Here is a 22,030-nt window from a genome sequence, read left to right as displayed (position 1 = left end):
TTGGTGTTTATAATTCAATATTTTCAGGCCATAAAAAATATCCACCATATTGACTGGTTTTAAATTCTGCACCTACGTCTTTGCCTTGTTGAGTGAGTATGTGCTTTCCAGCATCATTGATATTTAATAAGCCTTTTTCGGTAAAATGAGCCAACAATTCATTGGTTTTCATTTTATGTTTTGCTGCAAGTTTAGATGATGTTAATTTACCAACATTATTGTCATTGGTTTCTTCAACAGATTCATTGGTTGGTTCGGCTTTCACTTCATCTAAACTAATTCTAACTTCATCACTAATACGAATAATACGTTGTGCTTCTTCATAAGCATCTTTAAAGACATCTTGATCTTCATATTTGCGAATCAAAATGCCCATTTCGTTATTATTAATTTGGCTAAATTCATAAAGATTTAGACTAGAAATAATACATTCAGATTCATTGAGATAGCATTTAGCATGTAAGTTTTTACAAAAACTGAGCCGAACAAAATCAAGTTTTTGCATCCATTTTATTTCATCAGGATGTAAATCACTTTTTCCATAAACGATTCGAATATCAATTTTGAGTCGATCTTTATCTTCAAGTAACTCTTTAATACGGTCATTTAAACGTAAATATGGGCTAATTAAAATTAACCTTTCTTTGGCATTTTTTATCAGTTCTTCTAAGAAAAAATTGGTCGCGCTCGTATTTAAAAACTTAGCCATTTAACCCTCCTCATTGTGTCTAAATTATTATGTCCTGAGTATAGCGAATTTATTTAGGTAATGATTTGATGATTAAAAATATTCTAAAATTGAGGCGAAAAAAATGGAGCATCTTGTGCTCCATTTTTTATTGATCCTTAACTAAAGAACCAATATACAAATAATGAAATAATAAATACGCACATGACGTTCAACACCATGCCCACACTCATCATTTCACTTTGTTTAATTTGACCTGTACCAAATACAATCGCATTTGGTGGCGTTGCCACAGGTAACATAAAGGCACACGATGCACCAATACCAATAATCACCACTAAAATTTCTTTTGGAATACCCATTTGGTCTGCAATTGCAGCAAATACAGGAACCAATAACGCAGCAGACGCTGTATTACTGGTAAATTCAGTTAAGAAAATAATGAAGATGGTCACCGCAAAAATCACTACCAATGGCGAAGTATCACCAAAGGTATTGGCAAGGGTTTGACCCAATACCAAAGATGCGCCTGAATCTTTTAAGATCGCACTTAAGGTTAAACCACCACCGAACAGTAATAACACGCCCCAATCGGTATTGTCAGATACTTGCTTCCACGTTGCAGTACCGAGCATGACCACCAAACATGCAGCAGCTAATGCAGTCCATGTATCGGGTTGGCTAATACCAAAGGTTTCGCTAAGTTTTTTACCAAAAATCCATGCCACTGCAGTACATGCGAATAAAATCATCGTTGCAACACGGGTTTTGGTCCATGGAATGACTTCAGTTTCAAAACGAATTTTCTGGTTTAAATTTGGACGCAATACCAAATATAAGCTGACCAACATGGCTGGCAGTAAAATCAGCACCATTGGTAGACCAATTTTCATCCAGTCAGCAAAGTCATAGTCTAAAGCTTTGGCTGCAATGGCGTTTGGCGGAGAGCCGACCAAAGTACCCAAACCACCTAAACTGGCAGAGTAGGCAATCCCCAATAAAATGAAAATGAAGGTTTTACGTTCTTTAGTGGCATCGAGGTGTGACAACAAGCCCAATGCCAGTGGTAACATCATCGCTGCAGTCGCGGTGTTGGAAATCCACATTGACAGTGCAGCAGTGACCGCAAAAATAGATAAAACCGAAATCCCCAAGTGACCGCCCGACATGGAAATAATCCACATCGCAATTTTACGATCCAGTTTTTGGATATGCAGCGCAGTTGCTAAGGCAAAACCACCAAAGAATAAGAAAATGACAGGGTCTGCAAAAGTTGCTAATGCTTGCTTGGTTGAAATTGGTACAAGTTCTTTGCTGGCATTTTCAAGTGGCATACCTAAAGCCACAGCAAGCACAGGTACTAACAGTGCTGTAATGGTAATGTGTACCGCTTCGGTGAGCCATAAAATACCAATAAAAAGCAACAGACTTAGACCCTTATTGGCGTTTTCATCATAGGGTAAGACGTTATACAAACCGAAAGAGAGCAGGGTCGCAAGAATAACAATGGCCCAAGTCTTGATCAGTTCTTTTCGCTTAATACTGGCTGGCACTTCTATATGGTTATTTTCCATAGAAGTTCACTCCGTCAAAAGGAATTAAAAGAAAAGAGGGAAGATTGGTCGATGCAAACGACCGAAGCAGTCTGAATAGACTGTCTTTTAAGCTAGCTTTAATTATAGGTTTAAAAATTTATTTAAGCCAAAAAAAATCTAAATAATTTTCCATTTGTTATGTACATTTTAATGATTTATACCATCAATGCAGGCTGTTTTAAAATGATGGATAATCCTTGAGCAATTGCGTAAATAGCCATAAGACCCAGTAAAGTAAATACAATCTGCTTAAATACAGCCTGAGAAATATTTTTACGAATCTGACTGCCCACATAAACCATTGCCACAGAAATTAGGCAAATCAGGGCTAAAACTTGTAATTGTATGTGATTAAACTGTTGAATGACTGGAAATAAAACTGCCAATTGAATGAGTTTAGAAATAATAAAATTTAAGTTACTAATCACTACAATATCAGTTTTGCTGTGTTGGGTGCTGAGCAAATACATCATTAGAAATGGTGCCATGGCATTGGTCGCACCACCAATCACACCTGCCAGCAAACCAAAAATCAGCATATTTTTGAGTGAGGCAGAAATTTGCAAAGGACGTTGTCGAAATTGATCGGCCACGTACAATAAAATCAGTACGCCCATTGCCAATTTTAAATAACCTTCGTTCAGAATGAGCAGCAAACTGACGCCCAAATAGCTGCCAATCAGCGCACTGAAGATTAAACCCCAATATTTTTTGCAGTAGCCATATAAACTGCTGAATATAGATTGTGTGGCATCGCCCCGCAGCATGTAGATATTGAGAAGCAAACAGGGAATCAGAACCAAAGCAACCGCAGTACTGAGTGGATATAACATCGCCACCGCAGCCGTACTGAGCATAGGAAAACCAAAACCGCTCATGCCATGCAAAATTGCAGCAATCGCACAAAACAGCAGAATAATGAAATCGGTTTTTTGCATGTGGGCTTCACAGTGCTTTTTATTTGAAATTTAACTCAATGTAGCGGAGTTTTGAGTAAAGTACAAATGAGTCGCATGCTAATTTTATACGCAAATATCAATAGAAAAATTTTAACGACCAATAAAAAAGCAAGACCGAAGTCTTGCTTTTTTGAATAGAGATGAAACTGGCTTAGAAGTGATATTTGACTAATGCGCTAACATTGTGTTCGTCTAAACCTTTAATGGCGTATTTGTTGTTCCAAACAGAATGTTCAATACCCACGTATAGTTTGGTATCAGGTGAAATGTGTTTACCCACATTCCATTTGTACTGAGATGTCCAGTTCAATTCACTTGCATGATTATTTTTTTCAGCCGTAGACCAGTCTAGGAAAGCATCAGCCAAGAACTCTTCTGAACCAAGTTTAAATGGAATAGCATAAGTGATGGTCATTTGATAATCATCTTCTTGGCCATCATTTTCTACTTTATAGAAGTTGATGTTTGCATATTGGGTATATGGGATGTCTAAAGCAAAACCAATACCGTACAGGTAGTTGTTAAAGCCTTCACCACCTTCCCAAGTCGTTGCAATCAAAACGTCTTTAATTGGGCCGACTGCCAGTTTTTGGCCTGAAACAGCACCCAAGCTTAAACGTGGTGCAACTTCAAAATAAGTTTCGTTGCCACTTAGATCATTATTGGTACGGTCAGCAAAGGCAAAAAAATCACCGTATTTCAATCCAGCAGCATATTCAGCAGTAATAGTGGTTTGCTCTAAATCATCAACCATGCCAACAGGATGAGCATAATTCTCACCATATAAACCTGTAATGCTAAAATCTTGCCAAACTGGCGCAGCTTGCGTAAAAGTTGCAGCAGTAGAGAGAGCGCATAGCGCAGCAATATGTGTAAATTTCATAAAATAAGACCCCAAGAAAAGCGTTTCAAGGATACAGATTCTTAAGCAAAAATAAAGCAAAATTCGATTATTGACAGGTCATTTCTTGGTATTTTTTGCCAATTCTAAAAGCGCTGCATTTTTTGCAGGATTTAAAACCAATGGTAAAAATAATGTCTAGCTTTTTGCATGCCATGCTAAGCCCCTTAAAAGCATCAAGTTTCTGTGTTGAAAAACCAATCACATCTGCTTGAACAGTCAAATTGGTTGCTTATTGAACATCTGAGCGAAAACTTGTCCTAAAAGGGTTATTCTTTTGCTGCTTTTCTATAAATATTGCTTGCATATTTTTTAGATAGGCCCGATATTCAAGGTATAGGGACACGGTTCTGCAGAATTAAAAGTGTTCATCATTCACGTAGGAGGAAGTGATTCCAAACTCAGTTGAAGATGTACTTTATGCTGTAAAAACAGCATATTATAAACAAGCCAATACGTATGTATTTAAGATTTTGGCACAACAAGATTCAGAAATAACGAACGCAAGAGGATGAAATCATGAACATTGAAATCCGTACCGATAAAAACATTCAAAACAGTGATCGCTTAATTAGTTACGTTCGTGAAGAACTGAATAATGAATTCCAACGCCACAGTGAGCGTATTACCCATTTTTCAGTGCATTTTAGTGATGAAAATGGTGAAAAAGGCGGTGATGACGATATTCGTTGTATGATTGAAGCACGTCCAGCAGGTTTAAAACCAGTGGTTGTGAATCATCGTGGTCATAATATTGATACAGCCATTCACGGTGCGATTGACCGTTTAAAACGCAGCCTAGAACATGCGTTTGAGAAAAATGAGAATCCTCGTGGTGCTCGCCCAGAATTTGTAGATACAGATGTTGGTGGCGACGACGAATAAGGATCAGACAGATTCCAAGAGCCTCGCAAATTTTGCGGGGCTTTTTTGTGTTTGCATGCAGCCAATGCACTAAATTCACGATTTGCTGACATTTATCTCATACAAATGTCGCTTTATTGGGCATAATAGTTCTAAATTAAACATTGAATAAGAGAGCTCTCTGCATGTTAACTGCGCAACAACAAGTCTTGGTGCAAGCAATAGAAGAATTAGACCTTGCCCAAGTGCAACGCCTATTGGCAGACGGTTTAGACCCTAACTTTATGGATGCCGAAAAAGGCCCTGTAATTTCAGTCTGGTCAGATGGTTTATTTCAATGGTGGGAAAAAGTCTGCGAAGCATATGAAGCAGGTCAGCCACTCACAGAGCAGCAAAAACAGCAAGATTTGCAAGTGCATTTAGATATTTTAGAGGCCTTGATTCAAGCCAAAGTGAATTTGCATTTATGGGATGCCGAAGAAATTTACGGCCCATTGTGGGATGCGGCTTCTGCAGCATGTGTTCCTGCGGTACAGCGTTTATTAGATGAAAAAGTCGATCCGAACAGCAAAGATGAAGATGGTTTAACGATTTTATCTTCAATTAGTGATTTATTGTTTGATTGTGATTTTGATGAAATTCAGTGGTCGGATGCTTTGCTAGAAGAACAGCAGACTTTAGAATTGTTGCGTCGTTATGGCGCAAAAATGAGCAAAGAATTGGCCTAAGAGCAGAGATAAAAATATGTCAGCATTAAAAACAGTTGGGTTAATCGTGGCGGCAGGCATCAGCATGCAGGTGAGCGCGGCAGATTTTGAGTTTGATCGTCCTGGTGCAGGAGTGAGTACGGGTATTACACCTGTAGGGAAACTGGCTTGGGAACAGGCTTTGCCAAGTGCAAGTTATCAAGAAAGTAACGATGCTTCGGGCGAAAAAGTTAAAACTACTCGCCTTAATGCTGACATGCTGTTACGTACAGGTTTGGCGCAAGATTTAGAGTTACAGCTGGGCTGGCAAGGGCCTGCATGGAGCAAAAGCAAAACTGCAGGTCAATCGGTTGAAGATGATGGTTTGGGTGATGTCAGCATTGGTTTAAAACAAGCCATTGACTTAAATGATGACAAACTTTCTATGGCCGTGTTGTTGCAAGCGCTAATTGCCACAGGCAATGATGGCTTTAGCGAAGAAGATGATATTTATAGCTTGGGTACGGCAGTCAGCTATCAATACAGCGAGCTGTTAAAAACAGGCATCAACATGCGTTACGATGTGCAAAATAGCGATTGGGCGGTTACAGCAATTCCCAATATTCAGTACCGTTTAAGCGATCAATGGTCAGGTTTTTCAGAATTGGTCTATCGCAAAGCTGAAAGTCAGGACAATGAATATGGCTTAATTTCGGGAGTGATTTACGCACTGAATGAACGCACTCAACTGGATGCCAGTGTCGGTGTAGATTTAGACGGTGCAGATAAAAGTTACCATGCAGGTTTAGGTATGGCGTTTTTGTTCTAAGCAATCGAAACCATTTAAAGCTTTAAAATACGTTGTATGCTGCAGTAGGCCAAAGTTATTAAGTATTAAGCTTGCTGCAGATTCGTTTTCATCCTAATAAAGTTCATGCCGAGGCGAGCAGAACATGAAGCAGTCCTTATTTCAGACCTTTTGGCAAGCTGCTGTTGATCTAATGGCTGATATTTTTCGCTATATGAATAGGGGCTTATCTTGTCTGCTCGCAAGTCTACTTTTATTGTGTTCGCTAAGCCTACACGCAGAAGCACCTTTACTCCCACCCGAACAAGCCTTTCAGTTTAGCGTTGAATCGGTCAATCCCCAACAAGCCGAACTGCGCTGGAACATGCCTGAACAGTATTATTTGTATCAGCATCAATTTAAGGTTGAGCATGGACAGCAAATACTGGCTTTAGAGTTGCCTCCCGCAGAAGATGTTTATGATGAAAACTATGGACATACTCAGGTTTATTATCAACAAGTCAGTTTTAAAATTCCCACGCAGGCTGCACAGCGCTATCAAGTGAGCTGGCAAGGTTGTGCGCAAGATCGACTTTGTTATCCACCACAGCGCATTGAATTTCAGACAGACAGCACTGGTTTGGTGATTTTAGACAATCAAAGCGCAGCACAAAAAAATCTGTGGGGTGGACACAGTAACCCAACCCAGAATGTGTTTTCGACAACACCTGCCAACTCCACGCTAGCATCCTCAACAAGTGTTGCGACAGCGCAACCCATCACTGCACAAGATCAAATGTGGTCAGAAAAACTGGCACAGAGTTCATTTGCTTATGGCTTGCTACTGTTTTTTGGTTTAGGGGTTTTATTGGCCTTTACTCCATGTTCTTTGCCGATGTTGCCCATTTTGACCTCCTTGTTGGTGCGTGAACATAAAGGTGTCAAAGCGTGGACGATTACTCTGGTTTTTGTCTGTAGCATGGCAATGGTTTATGCCATATTGGGTTTAATTGCGTCATCCGCAGGTTTGAATTTTCAGCGTTGGTTACAACAACCTGCTACTTTAATTGCCTTTAGTTTACTGTTTGTGTTGTTTGCCTTAAATTTGTTTGGACTGTTTGAGATCAAGTTACCACGTGCTTGGGTCAATCGACTAGATCAGGCGCAATCTATGCAAAAAGGCGGCAATTTGGCAGGTGCTGCACTCATGGGCATGTTGTCGGCACTTTTGGTCGGCCCATGCATGACTGCGCCATTGGCAGGGGCGTTATTGTTTATTTCACAAACCCAAAGTCAGATGCAGGGGGCGTTGCTGCTATTTACGCTCGGGTTTGGCATGGGTACGCCGTTATTGTTGGCCAGTGTGCTTGGGGCAAAAGCTTTGCCACGCGCAGGTTTGTGGATGCATCAAGTCAAAGTGCTGTTTGCCTTTATTATGTTGGCATTGGCATTGTATTTTATTCGTCCGTTATTGGGTGAAGCATGGATGCAATGGCTTAGTTTGGCACTTGGAGTGGGTTTTGTCGGCTATGTGCTGCATCGTTTGAGTGGCTATCATGGTACGCTGCGGGCGATTTATCTGAGTGCGTTATTGGTGGTGGTGCCGTATCTGATTTATAACCAATATCAACACAGCCAGCGTTTTTGGCAGCAGGAAAACGATGCGGTTTTAGAATGGCACCGAGCAACGACTGCAACAGAATTAAAACAGTTACTTGCCCAAGCTCCGAAAAATCAGCGCATGATTATAGATGTCTATGCCGATTGGTGTGTGGCGTGCCGTCCGATTGAACAGCAGGTATTGACATCTTCCACTGTAAAACAGGCACTTGCAGAATTTTATTTAATTAAACTCGATTTAAGCCATTACGATGCCAGTCATCAAGCTTTGCTGAATAAATGGGAAATTTTAGGGCCACCTACCTTTTTATTTTTGGATGCACAACAACAAGAAATTCGCAGTCTGCGTTTAACGGGTGCGTTTAACGAAAGCACCTTGTTAAATCAACTGCAGCAACTTCAAACCACACAGGAGTCATCGCCATGATGCAGCTGTATATTGCCAATAAAAATTATTCGAGCTGGTCGATGCGCCCGTGGTTGGTACTAAAGGCATTTGAGTTAGCCTTTGAAGAAATACAACTGAACTTTCCATGTGAACGTGGCGAGGGTGATTTTAAAAAACGTGTCCTAGAAATTAACCCCAATGGTAAAGTGCCTGCCTTATTAGATCGGGGTAGATTGGTTTGGGATTCTCTCGCCATTTGCGAATACTTGGCAGAGCAATATCCTGAACAGGCACTTTGGCCACGTGACGCACAGCAACGAGCTTGGGCGCGTAGCATTAGCGCAGAAATGCACAGCGGTTTTACCGATTTACGCAGTTTATGTGGCATGAATATTCGCGCCAATTTAGCAGAAGTGGGTGCAAAATTTTGGCGAGAAAATTCGGCTTTAAGACTGGATGTGGCACGCATTGAACACATTTGGTCGGCACGTCCTGCAGCAGATAGTTTCTTGTGTGGTGAATTTAGTATTGCCGATGCGTTTTATGCTCCTGTAGTGACACGTTTTATGAGCTATGCTTTGCCTGTGAGTGCAGAAAGCCAACACTATATGCAGCGGGTCATGCAACATCCAGCCATGCAGGCTTGGGTGCAGGCAGCTTTACAAGAACCGATGTGGGTTAATTATTTAGAGCCTTATCAAAACCAAGCAAAATGACTTGGAAAAAGCAGGATTAGGAAAAATACTGCGGAAGTTTTTGTGCGGTAAAGTGGTCTTTTTTGTTCCAAAAATAAAACATAGTGTCTTAGTTTTTCTAATTATTTTATTTACGCTGCACGATTAAAATAGCGTTATTAAATGAATACAAGAGTGGAACATCCCCATGAAAATTTTACACATCGACTCGGGTATTTTGGGTAAAAACTCAGTTTCACGTCAGTGAAGCCAAGCGATTGTGCAACAATTGACTGCAAAAAATAGCAATGCGCAGATCGGTTATTTAGATTTAGTACAACAGTCAATTCCGCATTTAACTACCGAAATTTTAATGGGGCAGGATGCAGAACAAGCGACTTTAAGTTAAAAAATCATCCAGCAATATATTGATGCCGATGTCGTGGTGGTGGGTGCAGCCATGTATAACTTTGGTTTGACTTTAACCTTAAAAGCATGGATTGACCGCATTAGCGTGGCGGTGGGTATTGTTGATAACAACCTTGCCGACCTTCAGGAAGATTTCCTGAAAACCATTTTCAACTTTACCGGGTGAATGATGTAGAAATTATTCGCGCTGAAGGGGTGAGCATGTCGGAATTTAAAGACCAAGCCCTTGCCAATGCAATGCAAAAAAATCAGGCGATTTAACCCACTATTTCAATAAAAAAAGCTCAGTGCTTTAAGGGTACTGAGCTTTTTTAAAATAGATGGATCGGCTAAAAGGGTAGGTGAGCAAAGACTTATATGGTTGAACTTAACTTTGATCTTGTCGATGTGCAAACTCTGCCAAATCTGCGAATGCACGTTTGGCTTCTTCAAACCACGGTGAAAACATTTGAAAATTGTGCCACATACCCGTGTAGAGTTTGTAATGCACTTCTACGCCTGCCTGTTCGGCTTTTTCTTTAAAGCGTGTTGCATCGTCCAGCAAAATTTCTTTAGAACCAATTTGTACTAAAACGGGTGGCAATTCATGTAAGTCGTCAAATAATGGCGAAATTTGCGGGTCTGCCCGATCAAGTTCAGGTGGTACATAATAATCAATGCCTGTTTCCAGCGTTTCAATTGACAGCAGGGCATCATGCTTGCTGTTATAACGCAAGGATTCACTGGTGAGGGTTAAATCTAAAAATGGTGACAGCAGCATTAAGCCACTCACTTGCGGCAATTGCTCATCACGTATTTTTAAAGCTAGCGCCAACGCTAAATTTGCACCGCAAGAATCTCCTGACAAAATAATATCTTTGGCGTGTATACCTTGCGCCAACAGACTTTGATAGACATCAAACACGGCTTCCAAAGCATGTGGAAAAGGATGCTCAGGTGCAAGCGGATAATCGACATGAATCACTTGCATTTGGGTGCGTGCCGCAACTTGACTCAAAAATGCTCGATGGGTATTTAACGAACCCAGAAAAAAAGCCCCGCCATGAATATGAAAAATGAGCTGTGTTGCAGCATTCTGTGGTTTTAATTCTTCGGCATGCAGACCTGCTAAACGCAGCGCGCGTACCTGCACCGACTTTTGCATGGGAAATAAACGGCACATTTGTTCTAGTGCAAAACGTACAGAATTGGGGGGTAAATTAAATTGGCTTGGTTTGCGAATGGTGGTTTTTAAAAACTGCTCTGTAATAATTTGTTTCCACATGGGGTTAATCTTCATGATTTTTCCATCTTGTTCTTTATTTGATCGGATATTTGTGTATTTACCAACATACTTTACAAGGGTACACTAAACGGTCACATTCAAAAATTGCAAATTTGTTGTGACTTTTTAATAATAAAGTTGTCTGATAGTAGACTAGGGAAACAAAACAATGAAAAAAATTGCACTTGCATTCGGGCTGTTAGGTTTAAGCGCTTTGGCCAATGCTGCAGATCCGCTTAACGGCACAGTTTGGAAAACAATTGACGACAAAACCAAACAACCCAAAGCCACGGTAAGATTTACTGAGCAAAAAAATGGAACTTTAACCGCAAGCATTCAGTCAATTTTAACGCCTGGTGAAGAAAATGCCTGTACAAAATGTGAAGGTCCGTATCACAACAAATCACTCAAAGGTTTGACCATTGTTCGCGGTCTGAAAAACACAGGTGGCACGAGCTACGATGGTGGTTCAATTCTTGACCCGCAAACAGGTAAAACCTACAAGCTAAAAGGTAAACTTGCCGATGGTGGTAAGAAACTTGAATTGCGTGGTTTCATTGGTGTAGCGGCATTGGGTCGTAACCAAACATGGATTCGTGCAAACTAAGCATGTATTCCATCCTCTGCAATTGAAATGATATTGCACAGGATATAAAAAAACCTGCTCCTTGTGAGCAGGTTTTTTATTGGCATTTTTTGAACTTAACCCAAAGCACGATAAGCCGCTTCATCAAAACCCGCAATAAAGCCTGATTCAGTTTTTAAGACAGGACGTTTAATTAAACTGGTGTGAGTGCAAAGTGCTTCAATTAAGTTGGCTTCACTGGCCAAAGCAGCTTGCTGTTCTGCTTCGCTGAGTTTGCGCCAAGTGGTGCCTTTTTTATTCAGTACTACATCTTGCCCAAGCGCATCTAACCAACTTTTGACAGTGTCGGCATCGATCCCTTGTTTTTTATAATCGTGAAACTCATAACTTAGCCCCAATTCATTGAGTAAATCGAAGGCTTTTTTCATTGAATTGCAGTTCTTAATCCCATAAATTTTTAACATATTTTTTTCACGTTAATATCATCAAACTGGCTATAGCCTAGCCCAAAACAGCGCTAAGTGCTAGAAACTTGCAGTGAACAATGATTGGCTGTTTAAATGGTATGTGTCATCAATACGTCATACCGATGTCACCAAATTGACACTTGATCGCTCTAAAATGGGACGCATAAACAGAAAAAAATGAAAAACTTGATAAGAACAGACTCTAGTGAAAATAAAAAATACAGTGAAGAACAACAGTAACAGCGCAAAACAGAAAATAAGATGATAAAAAGAGAAAACCCGCATTTAATCATCCTGATTATGCGGGTCTCATTTTAACGTCCATTGTTACATCCTTGAAACTAACCAAAACCAGTTAGTTTATTTTCCATCCTTCGGCTTCCAATCCTTTTGTGTCATCCTGACTGTCCCTTTGCCGTGATGCAATAATGCGCTGAATCGACTTGAAGATAAATACACAAAGTCGACAGATTATGTGCGAATTGAACCTCAGTTGAGTGAACAACTGTTCACTCGTGTAGGCTGTGAAATTTGTGTGAATAAGGGACTATTGACAATTCGTCTATGTTTGCGACGACGCATATTTTTAGCTGATATAAGGCATGGGACAGGAAATTTAGCCATTCTAAATGACTGGCACATAACGCAATAGCAGCAAAAAAATATGCTCGTCCTTCGCTGCGCCTTGCGCTGCAAACAAAGCAGTGCTTGTTTTTGCTCAGGCTGTGGCTAAAACTTTCTCAGATTGCGTTATGAAACTTGGCAATAGACCCACTATTCCCTGCGTTTCATGCCTGATCTGCTCAGTTTTAGCCTACAGCGCAAACCATTTATGAAATGTCAATAGACCCTAAATCTTATAATCAATAATCACGGGAGCATGGTCACTAAACCATTCTTCTTTATACACCCAAGCATTGACAGTGCGTGCTTTCCAGTCGGGTGAACAGGCATGATAATCAATCCGCCAACCAACGTTCTTGGCACGGGCTTGCCCGCGATTTGACCACCAAGAATACAACTCTGCTTCATGGCGTACTTCACGGAAGGTATCGACATAGCCCAAGTCATTATAAATATGATCTAACCATGCACGTTCATGCGGTAAGCAACCTGAAGACTTTTGGTTACCTGACCAGTTTTTAATATCAATGCGCTTATGCACAATGTTGTAATCGCCACAGACAATGATCGATTTATTGTCTTCACGCCACTGTTTTAGAATTTTTTGATACTCTTCTAAAAAGTGATCTTTCCGCATTTGGGCTTCTTCACCTGAAGAGCCAGAAGGCAAATACAGTGAACAGATGTAAATTGGGTGATCCAGTCCTACATCAAATTCAGCACTGATAAAGCGACCCTGAGAATCGGCCAATTCAAAGCCTAAACCATTTTGCACAGAAACAAACGGCAAACGGCTATAAATAGCTGTCCCTGCGTAGCCTGCGCGTTCTGCAGGGAAAAGATGCGTGTGCCAGCCTTCTGGCTTAAATTTATCGGTCCATTGGGCGTGTGTGATGCGGCTTTCCTGCATGCAAATCACGTCTGCTTCAGACTTTTCCAACCATTCGAGTAAGCCTTTGCTTACCGATGAACGCAACCCATTGACGTTAATTGAAACCACTCGAAGAATTTTTTGATCACTCGGATAGCTACTCTTTGGTATCATGCTCAGGTCTTACCTCAATGTATTAATTTGGAGCACCTCATGACATCGCCAGCTCAATTTAACCCGCAAGCTTTTATCGAACTCGCCTTATCACGTGGTGTGCTTAAATTTGGTGAGTTTACTTTAAAATCGGGTCGTGTGAGTCCTTATTTTTTTAACGCAGGTTTGTTGAATGATGGCGAAGCTTTATCGCTATTGGCTTCGGGCTATGCAGATCAACTCATGCAATGCAAAAATGTAGATGTTATATTCGGGCCTGCCTATAAAGGTATTCCATTTGTGGCAGCTACAGCAGTGGCTTTATCGCAAAATCATGGCGTAAGTGTGCCGTGGGGGTTTAACCGTAAAGAAGCCAAAGATCATGGCGAAGGCGGTGTGTTGGTGGGTGCTGCGGTTGAGGGCAAAAAAGTTTGGATTATTGATGATGTGATTACTGCGGGTACGGCTATTCGTGAAGTGGTGACTATTTTGAAAAATGCAGGCGCACAAATTGCGGGCGTATTGGTGGCTTTAGACCGTCAAGAAAAAGGTCAGGGCGATTTGTCTGCTATTCAGGAAGTGCAAAAAGAGTTGGAAATTCCTGTGCATGCTTTAATTACCATGAAAGATTTAATGAATTATTTGGATGCTAAAGGTGAAAAAGATGCCTTGGCGAAAATGGAAGCGTACCGTGTGAAGTATGGTATCTAAATCATTATTTCTTATATAAAATAGGGTGTTTTATCACCCTTTTTTTATTTTTATTATGTCTGAATTAGAAAAGTATGCGTATATACGTTGCCCGAAATGTGGACGTGATAACAGGTTAATCATCGACTCTCGAAAAACAGGTCTTTACCAATGTGGCGGTTGTCAATCTCATTTAATGTTTTATGGTACAGAAAAACAGCATAAGTATAAAAATTGGATTTGGGCTACATTAATAGGGTTGCCAGTAGCTTTTATGGGATATAAAAGTTTGGTAGATAACAATTCATGGACGGATAAAAATATTCAAAAATTTGAAAAAGCATGTGAGGCTAGAGTATTCCAAACATCCAATTTAAGCTTGTTAGAAACAGAACAGTATTGTGAATGTGTGATAAATAAGCTTATTCAAATTGATTATGACAAAGTGGTGAAATCTACACAATATTATATGAATCGATCACAGGGGGAATGCCGAAGTGGTAGGCAGCAGTACAGAGGTTACCGATAAATTTAATACTCTTCTAGAGCAATGTTATAAAGGTAATTTAAGAGAATTTTGTTCTGAATTTGATGTGAAAAATCGAGGGGAAAGTTTTTACAAAAGAGTACAAAAAGCTAGACATCGCATGAGGAATCAGAGTATCAGTCAGGAAACAATTGATGAGTTTAAAAAATATATTGTATTTATGGAATTTAAGTTATTAGAACAAGAGAGTTCTTGGGATGAAAAAAAACTCTTATGGAGTTTAAGAGCTTCTTCTAATTTTTTAATTAAAAGATTTTTTTATAACGATTGACAAATTTTTGAGAATCAAATTTTATTTGCTTTAATGCAGTTTCTGCTGAAACTTGCCATAATGGAGAACTATATTTATACCCACTCGTGTAACCATTTTGAAAAAAACGTCCTAGTGGATCAATCATTAAATATGATTCAGTCATGTCATTATTATTCTCTGAACTGATAATAGACTTGAAGCTTGAGTGTTTTTCAATAAATTGATCAAACTCTTGCTCTGTGATATCTAATTTATTTGAATAAACAGGTAAAAGTTTAAAAATTTTCCATTTATTAGGTTGGATTTGAGAAATAAAGTAGCTTAAATCCTCAGATGCGTTGAGCTTATTGACGACAGTATTAATTTTTATTTCTATCATAGGGTTATACTTTTTAATTTTATTGATAGCTGTTAAAACTTGAGACGGATTAAAGGTATTTTGCTTAGATGTACGTCCAATAGCTAAATTGGTGTATTCATTTATAGAATCTACACTAATACCTAATGACGAAAAATTCTGAGCAATAAACTTCATATCAATTTCATTGAATAGACTGCCATTAGTAATCGCGGAAAGCCTGAAATTATACTTTTTTGATAAATTGATAATATTTTTCAATTGTTTCATATAAAGAAAAGTCTCGCCTCCGACTAAATTGAGACGTAATTGATCAAAATAAACGGTTTGACTTGATTTGTTTAATATATGTCTAATGTTTTCAATTTGCTCAATTAGAGTTTCAATTTTTATTTGAGAGTGCAAAACCTCTTTACTATCGCTATCCCATTTTGCGAAGCAATAATCACACTTGTAGTTGCATGCTTCTGTAATATGCCAGTTTACTACGAGTTCTTTAGTTAATTTTGGCATTTCAGTTTCCCCTTTAAATTGTTTTGGATGTAACAAATTTAATTGAGAAATATTATTGTATCGGAGACACTAAGGAGACAGTGATTTAGATTGGTGTCTCCTCCTCACACTTCTTACACTCCAGCATCACCCCCAACTTTTCCTTGCGCCCTTGCTCTGTGATTACCCACGGGCGGTTTTGCCACGGTGGATTATGCCGCACATGCTGCCCATGACCGCAGGCCAAATCTGCGACCCAATCATTTTCTTCATCTAAATGAAAATCAATAATCGCTTGTTGCATCGCATACTCCTAAGTGCATGATGATCGTGGATAAAGCGTTACGAAAATTGCAGCAAAACCAAAGCCAAACTCCGCTATACTTTTGCTTATTCAATTCTTCAAAAGAGCACCGAAATATGCGCGTACTTGTTGTGATGGATCCCATCGAAAGTGTCAATTTGAAAAAAGACTCAACCATGGCGATGTTATGGGCGGCAAGCCGTCGTGGGCATACCTTGGGCTATGCATTACAGCAAGACTTATATATTGATCAGGGCAAGGCATTTGGTCTGATTGCATCGCTCAAAGTCTTTGAAGATTATAACCATTATTACGAATTGGGCGAAAAACGCAAAGAATCCTTAGCTGATTATGATGTCATTCTCATGCGTAAAGACCCGCCTTTTGACATGAATTTCGTTTATACCACATATATTTTAGAGCAAGCTGAACGCGAAGGCGCATGGATCATCAACAAGCCGCAAAGCCTGCGTGACTGTAATGAAAAGCTGTTTGCGACTCAATTCCCAGAACTACAAGTTCCGACATTGGTCACGTCACAACAAAGCCTGATTCGTGAATTTATTCAGCAACATGGTGATGTGATCGTTAAACCGCTCGATGGCATGGGCGGCATGGGAATTTTCCGTTTGTACCAAGATGGGGTCAATATTGGCTCAACCATTGAAATTCTGACCAACAACGGCACTCAGCCAATCATGGCGCAGCGCTATATTCCAGAAATTGTAGATGGTGATAAACGCATCCTCATGGTTAATGGTGAGCCTGTGCCTTATTGTTTGGCACGAATTCCACAAAATGGCGAAGTGCGTGGCAACTTAGCTGCAGGTGGTTTAGGCGAAGCACGTCCATTGACTGAAAATGACAAAGCCATTGCCGCCAAAGTCGGGCCATTTTTACGTGAAAAAGGCTTGGTTTTTGTCGGATTAGATGTGATTGGCAACTATGTCACTGAAATCAACGTGACCAGTCCAACGTGTATTCGTGAAATTGATGCACAGTTTGGTACATCCATTGCCGATGATTTATTTACCGTACTTGAAGCAGGTCGTCCCAACTAAGTTTGGGCTTTATGCTCACTGTATCAATACAAAAGCCGTTTTCTATTTGAAAGCGGCCTTGTTTTTAGAGACGTGGATACAAAAAACAACTTAAACACTTTGCAAAATAGATCAATCAAAGCAGGTAAAATTGAATAAAACTTAACATTTTCCGTAGATTAATAATAAAACTAGTTTAAACTTGAAAATCTGTAGAAAAAAACAATCAAGCACTTGGTGAAAAAAAGTAAATAACCTTTAAAGCCCATGCGTTTGTGATTACAATTGATAGCTTATACAAGATTTTTATTTGCCTTATTTTGAGTTGAAGAATTAAACCGTGACTGACGCACAGCAACAACAGCCTAAACATGTCATGATGATGGCCGCAGGTACAGGTGGACATGTTTTTCCCGCTTTGGCCGTCGCAAAACAATTACAGCAACAAGGGATTCAAGTGTCATGGTTGGCGACCCCAACGGGCATGGAAAATCGTCTGCTTAAAAATCATAATATCCCAATTTACCAAATTAATATTCAAGGTGTACGTGGCAACGGTTTGATCCGTAAACTGGCTGCACCATTTAAAATTTTAGGCGCAACGCTCAGTGCTGTGCGTTACATGAAGCAATTAAAAGTTGATGCTGTTGCAGGTTTTGGTGGTTATGTGGCAGGGCCAGGTGGCTTGGCAGCACGTGCTTTGGGTATTCCTGTGCTGATTCACGAACAAAATGCAGTTGCGGGTTTTACCAACACTCAATTGTCACGTGTGGCAAAAACCGTGTGTCAGGCTTTCCCAAATACCTTTCCAAACAGTAACAAAATTGTCACCACAGGCAACCCTGTTCGTGAAGAAATCACTGCGACCTTAAGCCCTGCATGGCGCTATCAGGAACGTGAAAAAGCAGGCTTGCCAATTCGTATTTTAATTGTGGGTGGTTCACTAGGTGCACAAGCCTTAAATGAATGTGTACCTGAAGCGTTAAAGCAACTAAATGTCGCTTTAGATGTTTATCATCAATGTGGGCAAAACCATGCCGAAGCGACGCAGGCACGTTATGCACACAAGCCTGACCATTTACAGGTTGAGGTACAGCCTTTTATTGAAGATATGGCCAAAGCCTATAGTGATGCCGATTTAATTATTTGTCGTGCGGGCGCACTCACGGTAACCGAGGTCGCGACTGCAGGTGTTGCAGCAGTATTTGTACCATTGCCTAGTGCGGTGGATGATCACCAAACTGCCAATGCCAAGTTTTTAGCCGATCTTGGTGCAGCAAAAATCTGTCCGCAAGCCAGCATGACACCTGAAAGTTTAACAACATTATTAACCCCGTTAATGAATCGTCAATTGTTGTCTGAAATGGCGGTCAAAGCCCGTCAGCAGGCGCAGCCTGATGCAACTCAACACGTGGTTCGTCTTATTCAAGCATTGTTCGAGTAAAATATGTCTCCATCTACACCCGCTGATCAAGCGAAAAAATTAATCAAAGTGCCTGAAATGCGCCGTATCAAACACATTCATTTTGTGGGTATTGGTGGCGCGGGGATGTGTGGTATTGCCGAAGTCTTGAAAAACCAAGGCTATAAAGTGTCGGGTTCAGACATCAAAGCTTCAAAAACCACAGCGCAATTAGAAGAAAACGGCATCAAGGTTTATATTGGGCATGCGGCAGAGAATATTAAAGGCGCCAATGTGTTGGTGGTGTCTACTGCAATTGACCCAGAAAACCCAGAAATTAAAACAGCAATTGACACCCGTATTCCTGTGGTGCGTCGTGCTGAAATGCTGGGCGAGTTGATGCGTTACCGTCATGGTATTGCAGTCGCGGGTACACATGGTAAAACCACCACTACCAGTTTAATCACCTGTATGTTGGCCGAAGAAAACATGGATCCAACTTACGTGATTGGTGGTTTGCTAAACCGTACTGGGGTCAATGCAGCATTGGGTGCTAGCCGTTATATCGTGGCAGAAGCCGATGAATCTGATGCATCGTTCTTATTCCTAGAGCCAATGGCGGCTGTGGTGACCAATATTGATGCCGACCACATGGACACCTATGGTGGTAGTTTCGATACCTTAAAAGATACCTTTATTCAATTTTTGCACAAACTGCCATTCTACGGTTTGGCTGTGGTGTGTGGTGATGATGCCAATATTCGTGAAATCATGCCGCGTATCGGGCGCCCTGTATTGACCTATGGTTTTAATGAAGACAACGATATTCGTGCCGTTGATGTTGATCAAGACGGTATGCGCACACACTTTACTGTACTGCGTAAAGACCGCGAACCGTTACGCGTGACGGTGAATCAACCGGGGCTGCATAACGTATTGAATGCCTTGGCTGCAATTGGAATTGCCACCGATGAAGGCGTTTCTGATGGTGCAATTTGCCGTGCTTTAGAAGGCTTTAGCGGTGTCGGTCGTCGTTTCCAAGTACAAGGTGAGTTTGCGGTAGCAGACGGCAATGTGAAATTGGTAGATGACTACGGACATCACCCGAAAGAAGTGGAAGCCACCATTAAAGCTGCGCGTCAAAGTCATCCTGATCGCCGTTTGGTGATGTTGTTCCAGCCACACCGTTTTAGTCGCACCCGTGACTGTTTTGATGACTTTGTGGAAGTGTTGTCACAAGTCGATCAATTGTTATTGCTCGATGTTTATCCTGCGGGTGAAAAACCAATTGTTGGCGCAGATAGCCGTACTTTGGCACGCAGTATTCGTTTGCGTGGTCAGGTTGAGCCAATTTTGGTCGATCCAAATGACGGCAACCTACCGAATATTGTGAAACAAGTGTTACAGGCCAATGACTTGTTATTGACCCAAGGTGCAGGTAATGTGGGGGCGATTTCAATCGAGCTTGCACAAAACCATTTATATTTAAAATAATCACAACCTGTGATGTTTGAATTTGATCGACCAGTTTAAAGTTTAAGGATATAAACGTGTCAAATGCTTCAAAGTTCGGCAAAGTTGCCGTGTTATTGGGTGGAAAATCTGCTGAGCGTGAGGTTTCTCTAGACAGCGGTCAAGCAGTACTCGAAGCACTGCTACGTTCTGGGGTCAATGCAGAAGCATTTGATCCACAAACACGTAGCGTGACCGAATTGGTCAATTATGATCGTGCCTTTATTGTGTTACACGGGCGCGGTGGTGAAGATGGTCAAATTCAAGGTGTTTTGGAATGGTTGAATATTCCATACACGGGTACGGGCGTGCAAGGTTCAGCCATTGGCATGGACAAAGTGAAGACCAAGCAAATTTGGCAAGGTTCTGACTTGCCAACTGCGCCATATCGTATTGTTAGCAAAGATTCCAATATTGAAGACGTGGTTGCCGAATTGGGTTTACCACTCATCATCAAGCCTGTACATGAAGGTTCAAGTATTGGCATGAGCAAAGTCGAAAAAGTAGAAGACTTTGCCGATGCTGTAGCGAAAGCAACTGCACATGACGCTATTGTTATGGCTGAAAAATGGATTACAGGACGTGAATTTACCATCGTGCTGTTAAATGGTCAGGCTTTACCGATTATTCGTTTAGAACCACCGAAAGATGTGGCGTTCTATGATTATGAAGCCAAATATCAACGTAATGATGTGCAATACGGTATTCCGTGTGGTTTAAGCACTGCCGAAGAGCAACAGTTACAAGCTTTGGCATTACGTGCCTTCCAAGCCGTGGGTGCAAGTGGCTGGGGTCGTATTGATGCCATGCAAGATGAGAACGGCAATTTCTGGCTATTGGAAGTGAATACCGTGCCGGGAATGACCAGCCACTCTTTAGTTCCAAAAGCGGCAAATGCAGTCGGCTATAGTTTTGATGAGCTGTGTGTGGCAATTTTGGCACAAACCCTTACAGGTGAAGCACACTAAATATGGCTCAACTTCCTGCATCCTTGCGCCGTAAACGGGCAGCGATTACCTCGATTCATGACAAACCGCCAACAGCCAAAGAAAAGCTGATTCATTTTGGCGGTTGGGTAATGCTGTGCGTTGCGGTGCTCGTGTTGGCAGTGGGTGCGTACGGGCTATACAAAGTCATGACCGATGCACAAATTGCCAAGCTAGATGTAGTGGGTACACGTTCAGATGCGGAACACCGCCAAGTGATGACGCATGTGAACCCTGTAATGACCAAGAACTATTTCACCTCTGACCTAGAGCAAATCCGCGATACCGCTTTGGAGTTGTCTTGGGTAGATCGAGTGGTGGTTTCACGTGCGTGGCCGAATGCTATTCGTGTGCGGGTTATGCCGCGTCATCCAATTGCACGTTGGGGGACAGGTCGTTTGCTCAGTGACAGCGGTGAAGTCTTTACCGAGGTCACGCCACAAAATAATCAACATTTACCGTTATTACACGGGCCAACGCATCAATCTAAAATGATGATGCGTCGTTATAATGAAATTAACCAATTATTCTTACCCGTCAACGATCGTTTAAAAGAACTATATTTAACAGAACGTATGACGTGGTTTATGCAGTTTGATTCAGGTCTACGTGTTATTGTAGATAAAGATCAAACCATGAGTAAGCTGCAGCGCTTGGGGCATCTTGCACAAAGTGATTTGAAACCTGTATGGTCTAAAATATCCGCCATCGATTTGCGTTATCGCAATGGTTTAGCCATTCAATGGAAAAACTCAATTCCGCCAAAAATTGCAAATGGTCACTTTGTTGTAACGATTGATGACACAAGCATTGCAGAGGGAATAAGAGCAAAGCCATAATATTGGGCTTTAAAAAAATAGAGGCATTAAGCCATAAATTAAACATACTGG

Annotated in this window: 24 protein-coding genes and 1 pseudogene; 15 read left to right on the top strand and 10 right to left on the bottom strand. The window is 40.9% G+C overall.

From position 1 onward, the window contains the following. Positions 1-7 precede the first annotated feature (7 nt). From HX743_RS07825 to HX743_RS07805, 5 genes are all read right to left on the bottom strand, one after another. Positions 8-709, bottom strand: a complete 702-nt coding sequence (locus HX743_RS07825; protein ID WP_004974184.1) for a phospholipase D family protein — start codon at positions 707-709, stop codon at positions 8-10. Positions 710-846: 137 nt separating this feature from the next. Further along, positions 847-2,262, bottom strand: coding sequence for a DASS family sodium-coupled anion symporter (locus tag HX743_RS07820; protein ID WP_104852733.1), 1,416 nt, complete (start codon positions 2,260-2,262; stop codon positions 847-849). Between the two features lie 176 nt (positions 2,263-2,438). Continuing rightward, positions 2,439-3,221 (bottom strand): sulfite exporter TauE/SafE family protein, encoded by a 783-nt coding sequence (locus HX743_RS07815; RefSeq protein ID WP_178318906.1) that lies wholly within the window; start codon positions 3,219-3,221, stop codon positions 2,439-2,441. 172 nt (positions 3,222-3,393) lie between these two features. Beyond that, positions 3,394-4,125 (bottom strand): outer membrane protein OmpK, encoded by a 732-nt coding sequence (locus HX743_RS07810; protein WP_136144365.1) that lies wholly within the window; start codon positions 4,123-4,125, stop codon positions 3,394-3,396. Between the two features lie 67 nt (positions 4,126-4,192). Then, positions 4,193-4,366 carry a hypothetical protein gene (locus HX743_RS07805; RefSeq protein WP_168417680.1) on the bottom strand — a complete coding sequence of 58 codons (174 nt, stop codon included), beginning with the start codon at positions 4,364-4,366 and terminating at the stop codon, positions 4,193-4,195. A 296-nt stretch (positions 4,367-4,662) separates the two neighbouring features. On the opposite strand from HX743_RS07805, the gene HX743_RS07800 reads away from it, so the two are divergent. The 6 genes and pseudogenes from HX743_RS07800 (at position 4,663) to HX743_RS07775 (ending at position 9,852) form a co-directional block, all read left to right on the top strand. Further along, complete coding sequence (locus HX743_RS07800) at positions 4,663-5,028, top strand: HPF/RaiA family ribosome-associated protein (RefSeq protein WP_004974190.1); 366 nt, start codon at positions 4,663-4,665, stop codon at positions 5,026-5,028. 164 nt (positions 5,029-5,192) lie between these two features. Next, positions 5,193-5,735, top strand: coding sequence for an ankyrin repeat domain-containing protein (locus tag HX743_RS07795; protein ID WP_004974192.1), 543 nt, complete (start codon positions 5,193-5,195; stop codon positions 5,733-5,735). 16 nt (positions 5,736-5,751) lie between these two features. Then, on the top strand, positions 5,752-6,522 hold the full coding sequence (locus tag HX743_RS07790) for a transporter (protein ID WP_178318905.1): 771 nt from the start codon (positions 5,752-5,754) through the stop codon (positions 6,520-6,522). A gap of 172 nt (positions 6,523-6,694) precedes the next feature. Next, entirely contained in the window at positions 6,695-8,527 is a 1,833-nt protein-coding gene (gene dsbD, locus HX743_RS07785) for a protein-disulfide reductase DsbD (protein WP_178318911.1), read from the top strand. Continuing rightward, entirely contained in the window at positions 8,524-9,204 is a 681-nt protein-coding gene (locus HX743_RS07780; protein WP_178318904.1) for a glutathione S-transferase family protein, read from the top strand. Before dsbD ends, HX743_RS07780 begins: the two co-directional genes overlap by 4 nt. 166 nt (positions 9,205-9,370) lie before the next feature. Next, positions 9,371-9,852, top strand: a pseudogene (locus HX743_RS07775) (FMN-dependent NADH-azoreductase). Positions 9,853-9,958: 106 nt separating this feature from the next. On the opposite strand, the gene HX743_RS07770 reads toward HX743_RS07775, so the two are convergent. After that, on the bottom strand, positions 9,959-10,870 hold the full coding sequence (locus HX743_RS07770; protein WP_178318903.1) for an alpha/beta hydrolase: 912 nt from the start codon (positions 10,868-10,870) through the stop codon (positions 9,959-9,961). Between the two features lie 154 nt (positions 10,871-11,024). Between HX743_RS07770 and HX743_RS07765 the strand changes: the two genes are divergently transcribed. Further along, complete coding sequence (locus HX743_RS07765; protein WP_004974208.1) at positions 11,025-11,462, top strand: DUF2147 domain-containing protein; 438 nt, start codon at positions 11,025-11,027, stop codon at positions 11,460-11,462. Between the two features lie 95 nt (positions 11,463-11,557). Here the strand turns inward: HX743_RS07765 and HX743_RS07760 are convergent, their stop codons facing one another. Both HX743_RS07760 and HX743_RS07755 read right to left on the bottom strand, forming a co-directional pair. Then, positions 11,558-11,905 carry a Spx/MgsR family RNA polymerase-binding regulatory protein gene (locus HX743_RS07760; protein ID WP_026438350.1) on the bottom strand — a complete coding sequence of 116 codons (348 nt, stop codon included), beginning with the start codon at positions 11,903-11,905 and terminating at the stop codon, positions 11,558-11,560. Between the two features lie 853 nt (positions 11,906-12,758). Further along, positions 12,759-13,577, bottom strand: coding sequence for an exodeoxyribonuclease III (locus tag HX743_RS07755; protein ID WP_096901635.1), 819 nt, complete (start codon positions 13,575-13,577; stop codon positions 12,759-12,761). 39 nt (positions 13,578-13,616) lie between these two features. Here HX743_RS07755 and pyrE point away from each other — a divergent pair, with 39 nt between their 5' ends. From pyrE to HX743_RS07740, 3 genes are read left to right on the top strand one after another with little or no spacing between them, the layout of a single operon-like run. Next, positions 13,617-14,267 (top strand): orotate phosphoribosyltransferase, encoded by a 651-nt coding sequence (gene pyrE, locus HX743_RS07750; RefSeq protein ID WP_096901637.1) that lies wholly within the window; start codon positions 13,617-13,619, stop codon positions 14,265-14,267. 55 nt (positions 14,268-14,322) lie between these two features. After that, entirely contained in the window at positions 14,323-14,775 is a 453-nt protein-coding gene (locus HX743_RS07745; protein ID WP_178318902.1) for a hypothetical protein, read from the top strand. After that, positions 14,744-15,064 (top strand): hypothetical protein, encoded by a 321-nt coding sequence (locus HX743_RS07740; protein ID WP_236094185.1) that lies wholly within the window; start codon positions 14,744-14,746, stop codon positions 15,062-15,064. Before HX743_RS07745 ends, HX743_RS07740 begins: the two co-directional genes overlap by 32 nt. Here HX743_RS07740 and HX743_RS07735 read toward each other — a convergent pair. Beyond that, entirely contained in the window at positions 15,039-15,917 is an 879-nt protein-coding gene (locus tag HX743_RS07735; RefSeq protein ID WP_178318901.1) for a viperin family antiviral radical SAM protein, read from the bottom strand. The two genes, HX743_RS07740 and HX743_RS07735, sit on opposite strands and share 26 nt — an antisense overlap. Before the next feature lie 85 nt (positions 15,918-16,002). Continuing rightward, a complete protein-coding gene (locus HX743_RS07730) occupies positions 16,003-16,200 on the bottom strand; it encodes a DUF3565 domain-containing protein (RefSeq protein WP_178318900.1) in 198 nt (65 codons plus the stop codon). A 116-nt stretch (positions 16,201-16,316) separates the two neighbouring features. On the opposite strand from HX743_RS07730, the gene gshB reads away from it, so the two are divergent. From gshB to HX743_RS07705, 5 genes are all read left to right on the top strand, one after another. Further along, complete coding sequence (gene gshB, locus HX743_RS07725) at positions 16,317-17,261, top strand: glutathione synthase (protein ID WP_004974228.1); 945 nt, start codon at positions 16,317-16,319, stop codon at positions 17,259-17,261. Between the two features lie 319 nt (positions 17,262-17,580). Continuing rightward, entirely contained in the window at positions 17,581-18,684 is a 1,104-nt protein-coding gene (murG, locus tag HX743_RS07720) for an undecaprenyldiphospho-muramoylpentapeptide beta-N-acetylglucosaminyltransferase (protein ID WP_004974229.1), read from the top strand. A 3-nt stretch (positions 18,685-18,687) separates the two neighbouring features. Next, positions 18,688-20,136 (top strand): UDP-N-acetylmuramate--L-alanine ligase, encoded by a 1,449-nt coding sequence (gene murC / locus HX743_RS07715; protein WP_096901645.1) that lies wholly within the window; start codon positions 18,688-18,690, stop codon positions 20,134-20,136. A gap of 56 nt (positions 20,137-20,192) precedes the next feature. Next, complete coding sequence (locus tag HX743_RS07710; RefSeq protein ID WP_004974232.1) at positions 20,193-21,122, top strand: D-alanine--D-alanine ligase; 930 nt, start codon at positions 20,193-20,195, stop codon at positions 21,120-21,122. A 2-nt stretch (positions 21,123-21,124) separates the two neighbouring features. Continuing rightward, positions 21,125-21,979, top strand: a complete 855-nt coding sequence (locus HX743_RS07705; RefSeq protein ID WP_004974235.1) for a cell division protein FtsQ/DivIB — start codon at positions 21,125-21,127, stop codon at positions 21,977-21,979. Positions 21,980-22,030: the final 51 nt, after the last annotated feature.

The organism is Acinetobacter sp. Swhac1 (genome assembly GCF_013390985.1).
Classification (GTDB): domain Bacteria; phylum Pseudomonadota; class Gammaproteobacteria; order Pseudomonadales; family Moraxellaceae; genus Acinetobacter; species Acinetobacter towneri.
This window is presented reverse-complemented; position numbering and strand designations above follow the sequence as displayed.

Excerpts from the sequence above, each read along its gene's own strand:
- HX743_RS07825 (WP_004974184.1), bottom strand. The coding sequence starts at position 709 with ATGGCTAAGTTTTTAAATACGAGCGCGACCAATTTTTTCTTAGAAGAA.
- HX743_RS07820 (WP_104852733.1), bottom strand. The coding sequence starts at position 2,262 with ATGGAAAATAACCATATAGAAGTGCCAGCCAGTATTAAGCGAAAAGAA.
- HX743_RS07815 (WP_178318906.1), bottom strand. The coding sequence starts at position 3,221 with ATGCAAAAAACCGATTTCATTATTCTGCTGTTTTGTGCGATTGCTGCA.
- HX743_RS07810 (WP_136144365.1), bottom strand. The coding sequence starts at position 4,125 with ATGAAATTTACACATATTGCTGCGCTATGCGCTCTCTCTACTGCTGCA.
- HX743_RS07800 (WP_004974190.1), top strand. The coding sequence starts at position 4,663 with ATGAACATTGAAATCCGTACCGATAAAAACATTCAAAACAGTGATCGC.
- HX743_RS07795 (WP_004974192.1), top strand. The coding sequence starts at position 5,193 with ATGTTAACTGCGCAACAACAAGTCTTGGTGCAAGCAATAGAAGAATTA.
- HX743_RS07790 (WP_178318905.1), top strand. The coding sequence starts at position 5,752 with ATGTCAGCATTAAAAACAGTTGGGTTAATCGTGGCGGCAGGCATCAGC.
- dsbD (WP_178318911.1), top strand. The coding sequence starts at position 6,695 with ATGGCTGATATTTTTCGCTATATGAATAGGGGCTTATCTTGTCTGCTC.
- HX743_RS07780 (WP_178318904.1), top strand. The coding sequence starts at position 8,524 with ATGATGCAGCTGTATATTGCCAATAAAAATTATTCGAGCTGGTCGATG.
- HX743_RS07770 (WP_178318903.1), bottom strand. The coding sequence starts at position 10,870 with ATGAAGATTAACCCCATGTGGAAACAAATTATTACAGAGCAGTTTTTA.
- HX743_RS07765 (WP_004974208.1), top strand. The coding sequence starts at position 11,025 with ATGAAAAAAATTGCACTTGCATTCGGGCTGTTAGGTTTAAGCGCTTTG.
- HX743_RS07760 (WP_026438350.1), bottom strand. The coding sequence starts at position 11,905 with ATGTTAAAAATTTATGGGATTAAGAACTGCAATTCAATGAAAAAAGCC.
- HX743_RS07755 (WP_096901635.1), bottom strand. The coding sequence starts at position 13,577 with ATGATACCAAAGAGTAGCTATCCGAGTGATCAAAAAATTCTTCGAGTG.
- pyrE (WP_096901637.1), top strand. The coding sequence starts at position 13,617 with ATGACATCGCCAGCTCAATTTAACCCGCAAGCTTTTATCGAACTCGCC.
- HX743_RS07745 (WP_178318902.1), top strand. The coding sequence starts at position 14,323 with ATGTCTGAATTAGAAAAGTATGCGTATATACGTTGCCCGAAATGTGGA.
- HX743_RS07735 (WP_178318901.1), bottom strand. The coding sequence starts at position 15,917 with ATGCCAAAATTAACTAAAGAACTCGTAGTAAACTGGCATATTACAGAA.
- HX743_RS07730 (WP_178318900.1), bottom strand. The coding sequence starts at position 16,200 with ATGCAACAAGCGATTATTGATTTTCATTTAGATGAAGAAAATGATTGG.
- gshB (WP_004974228.1), top strand. The coding sequence starts at position 16,317 with ATGCGCGTACTTGTTGTGATGGATCCCATCGAAAGTGTCAATTTGAAA.
- murC (WP_096901645.1), top strand. The coding sequence starts at position 18,688 with ATGTCTCCATCTACACCCGCTGATCAAGCGAAAAAATTAATCAAAGTG.
- HX743_RS07705 (WP_004974235.1), top strand. The coding sequence starts at position 21,125 with ATGGCTCAACTTCCTGCATCCTTGCGCCGTAAACGGGCAGCGATTACC.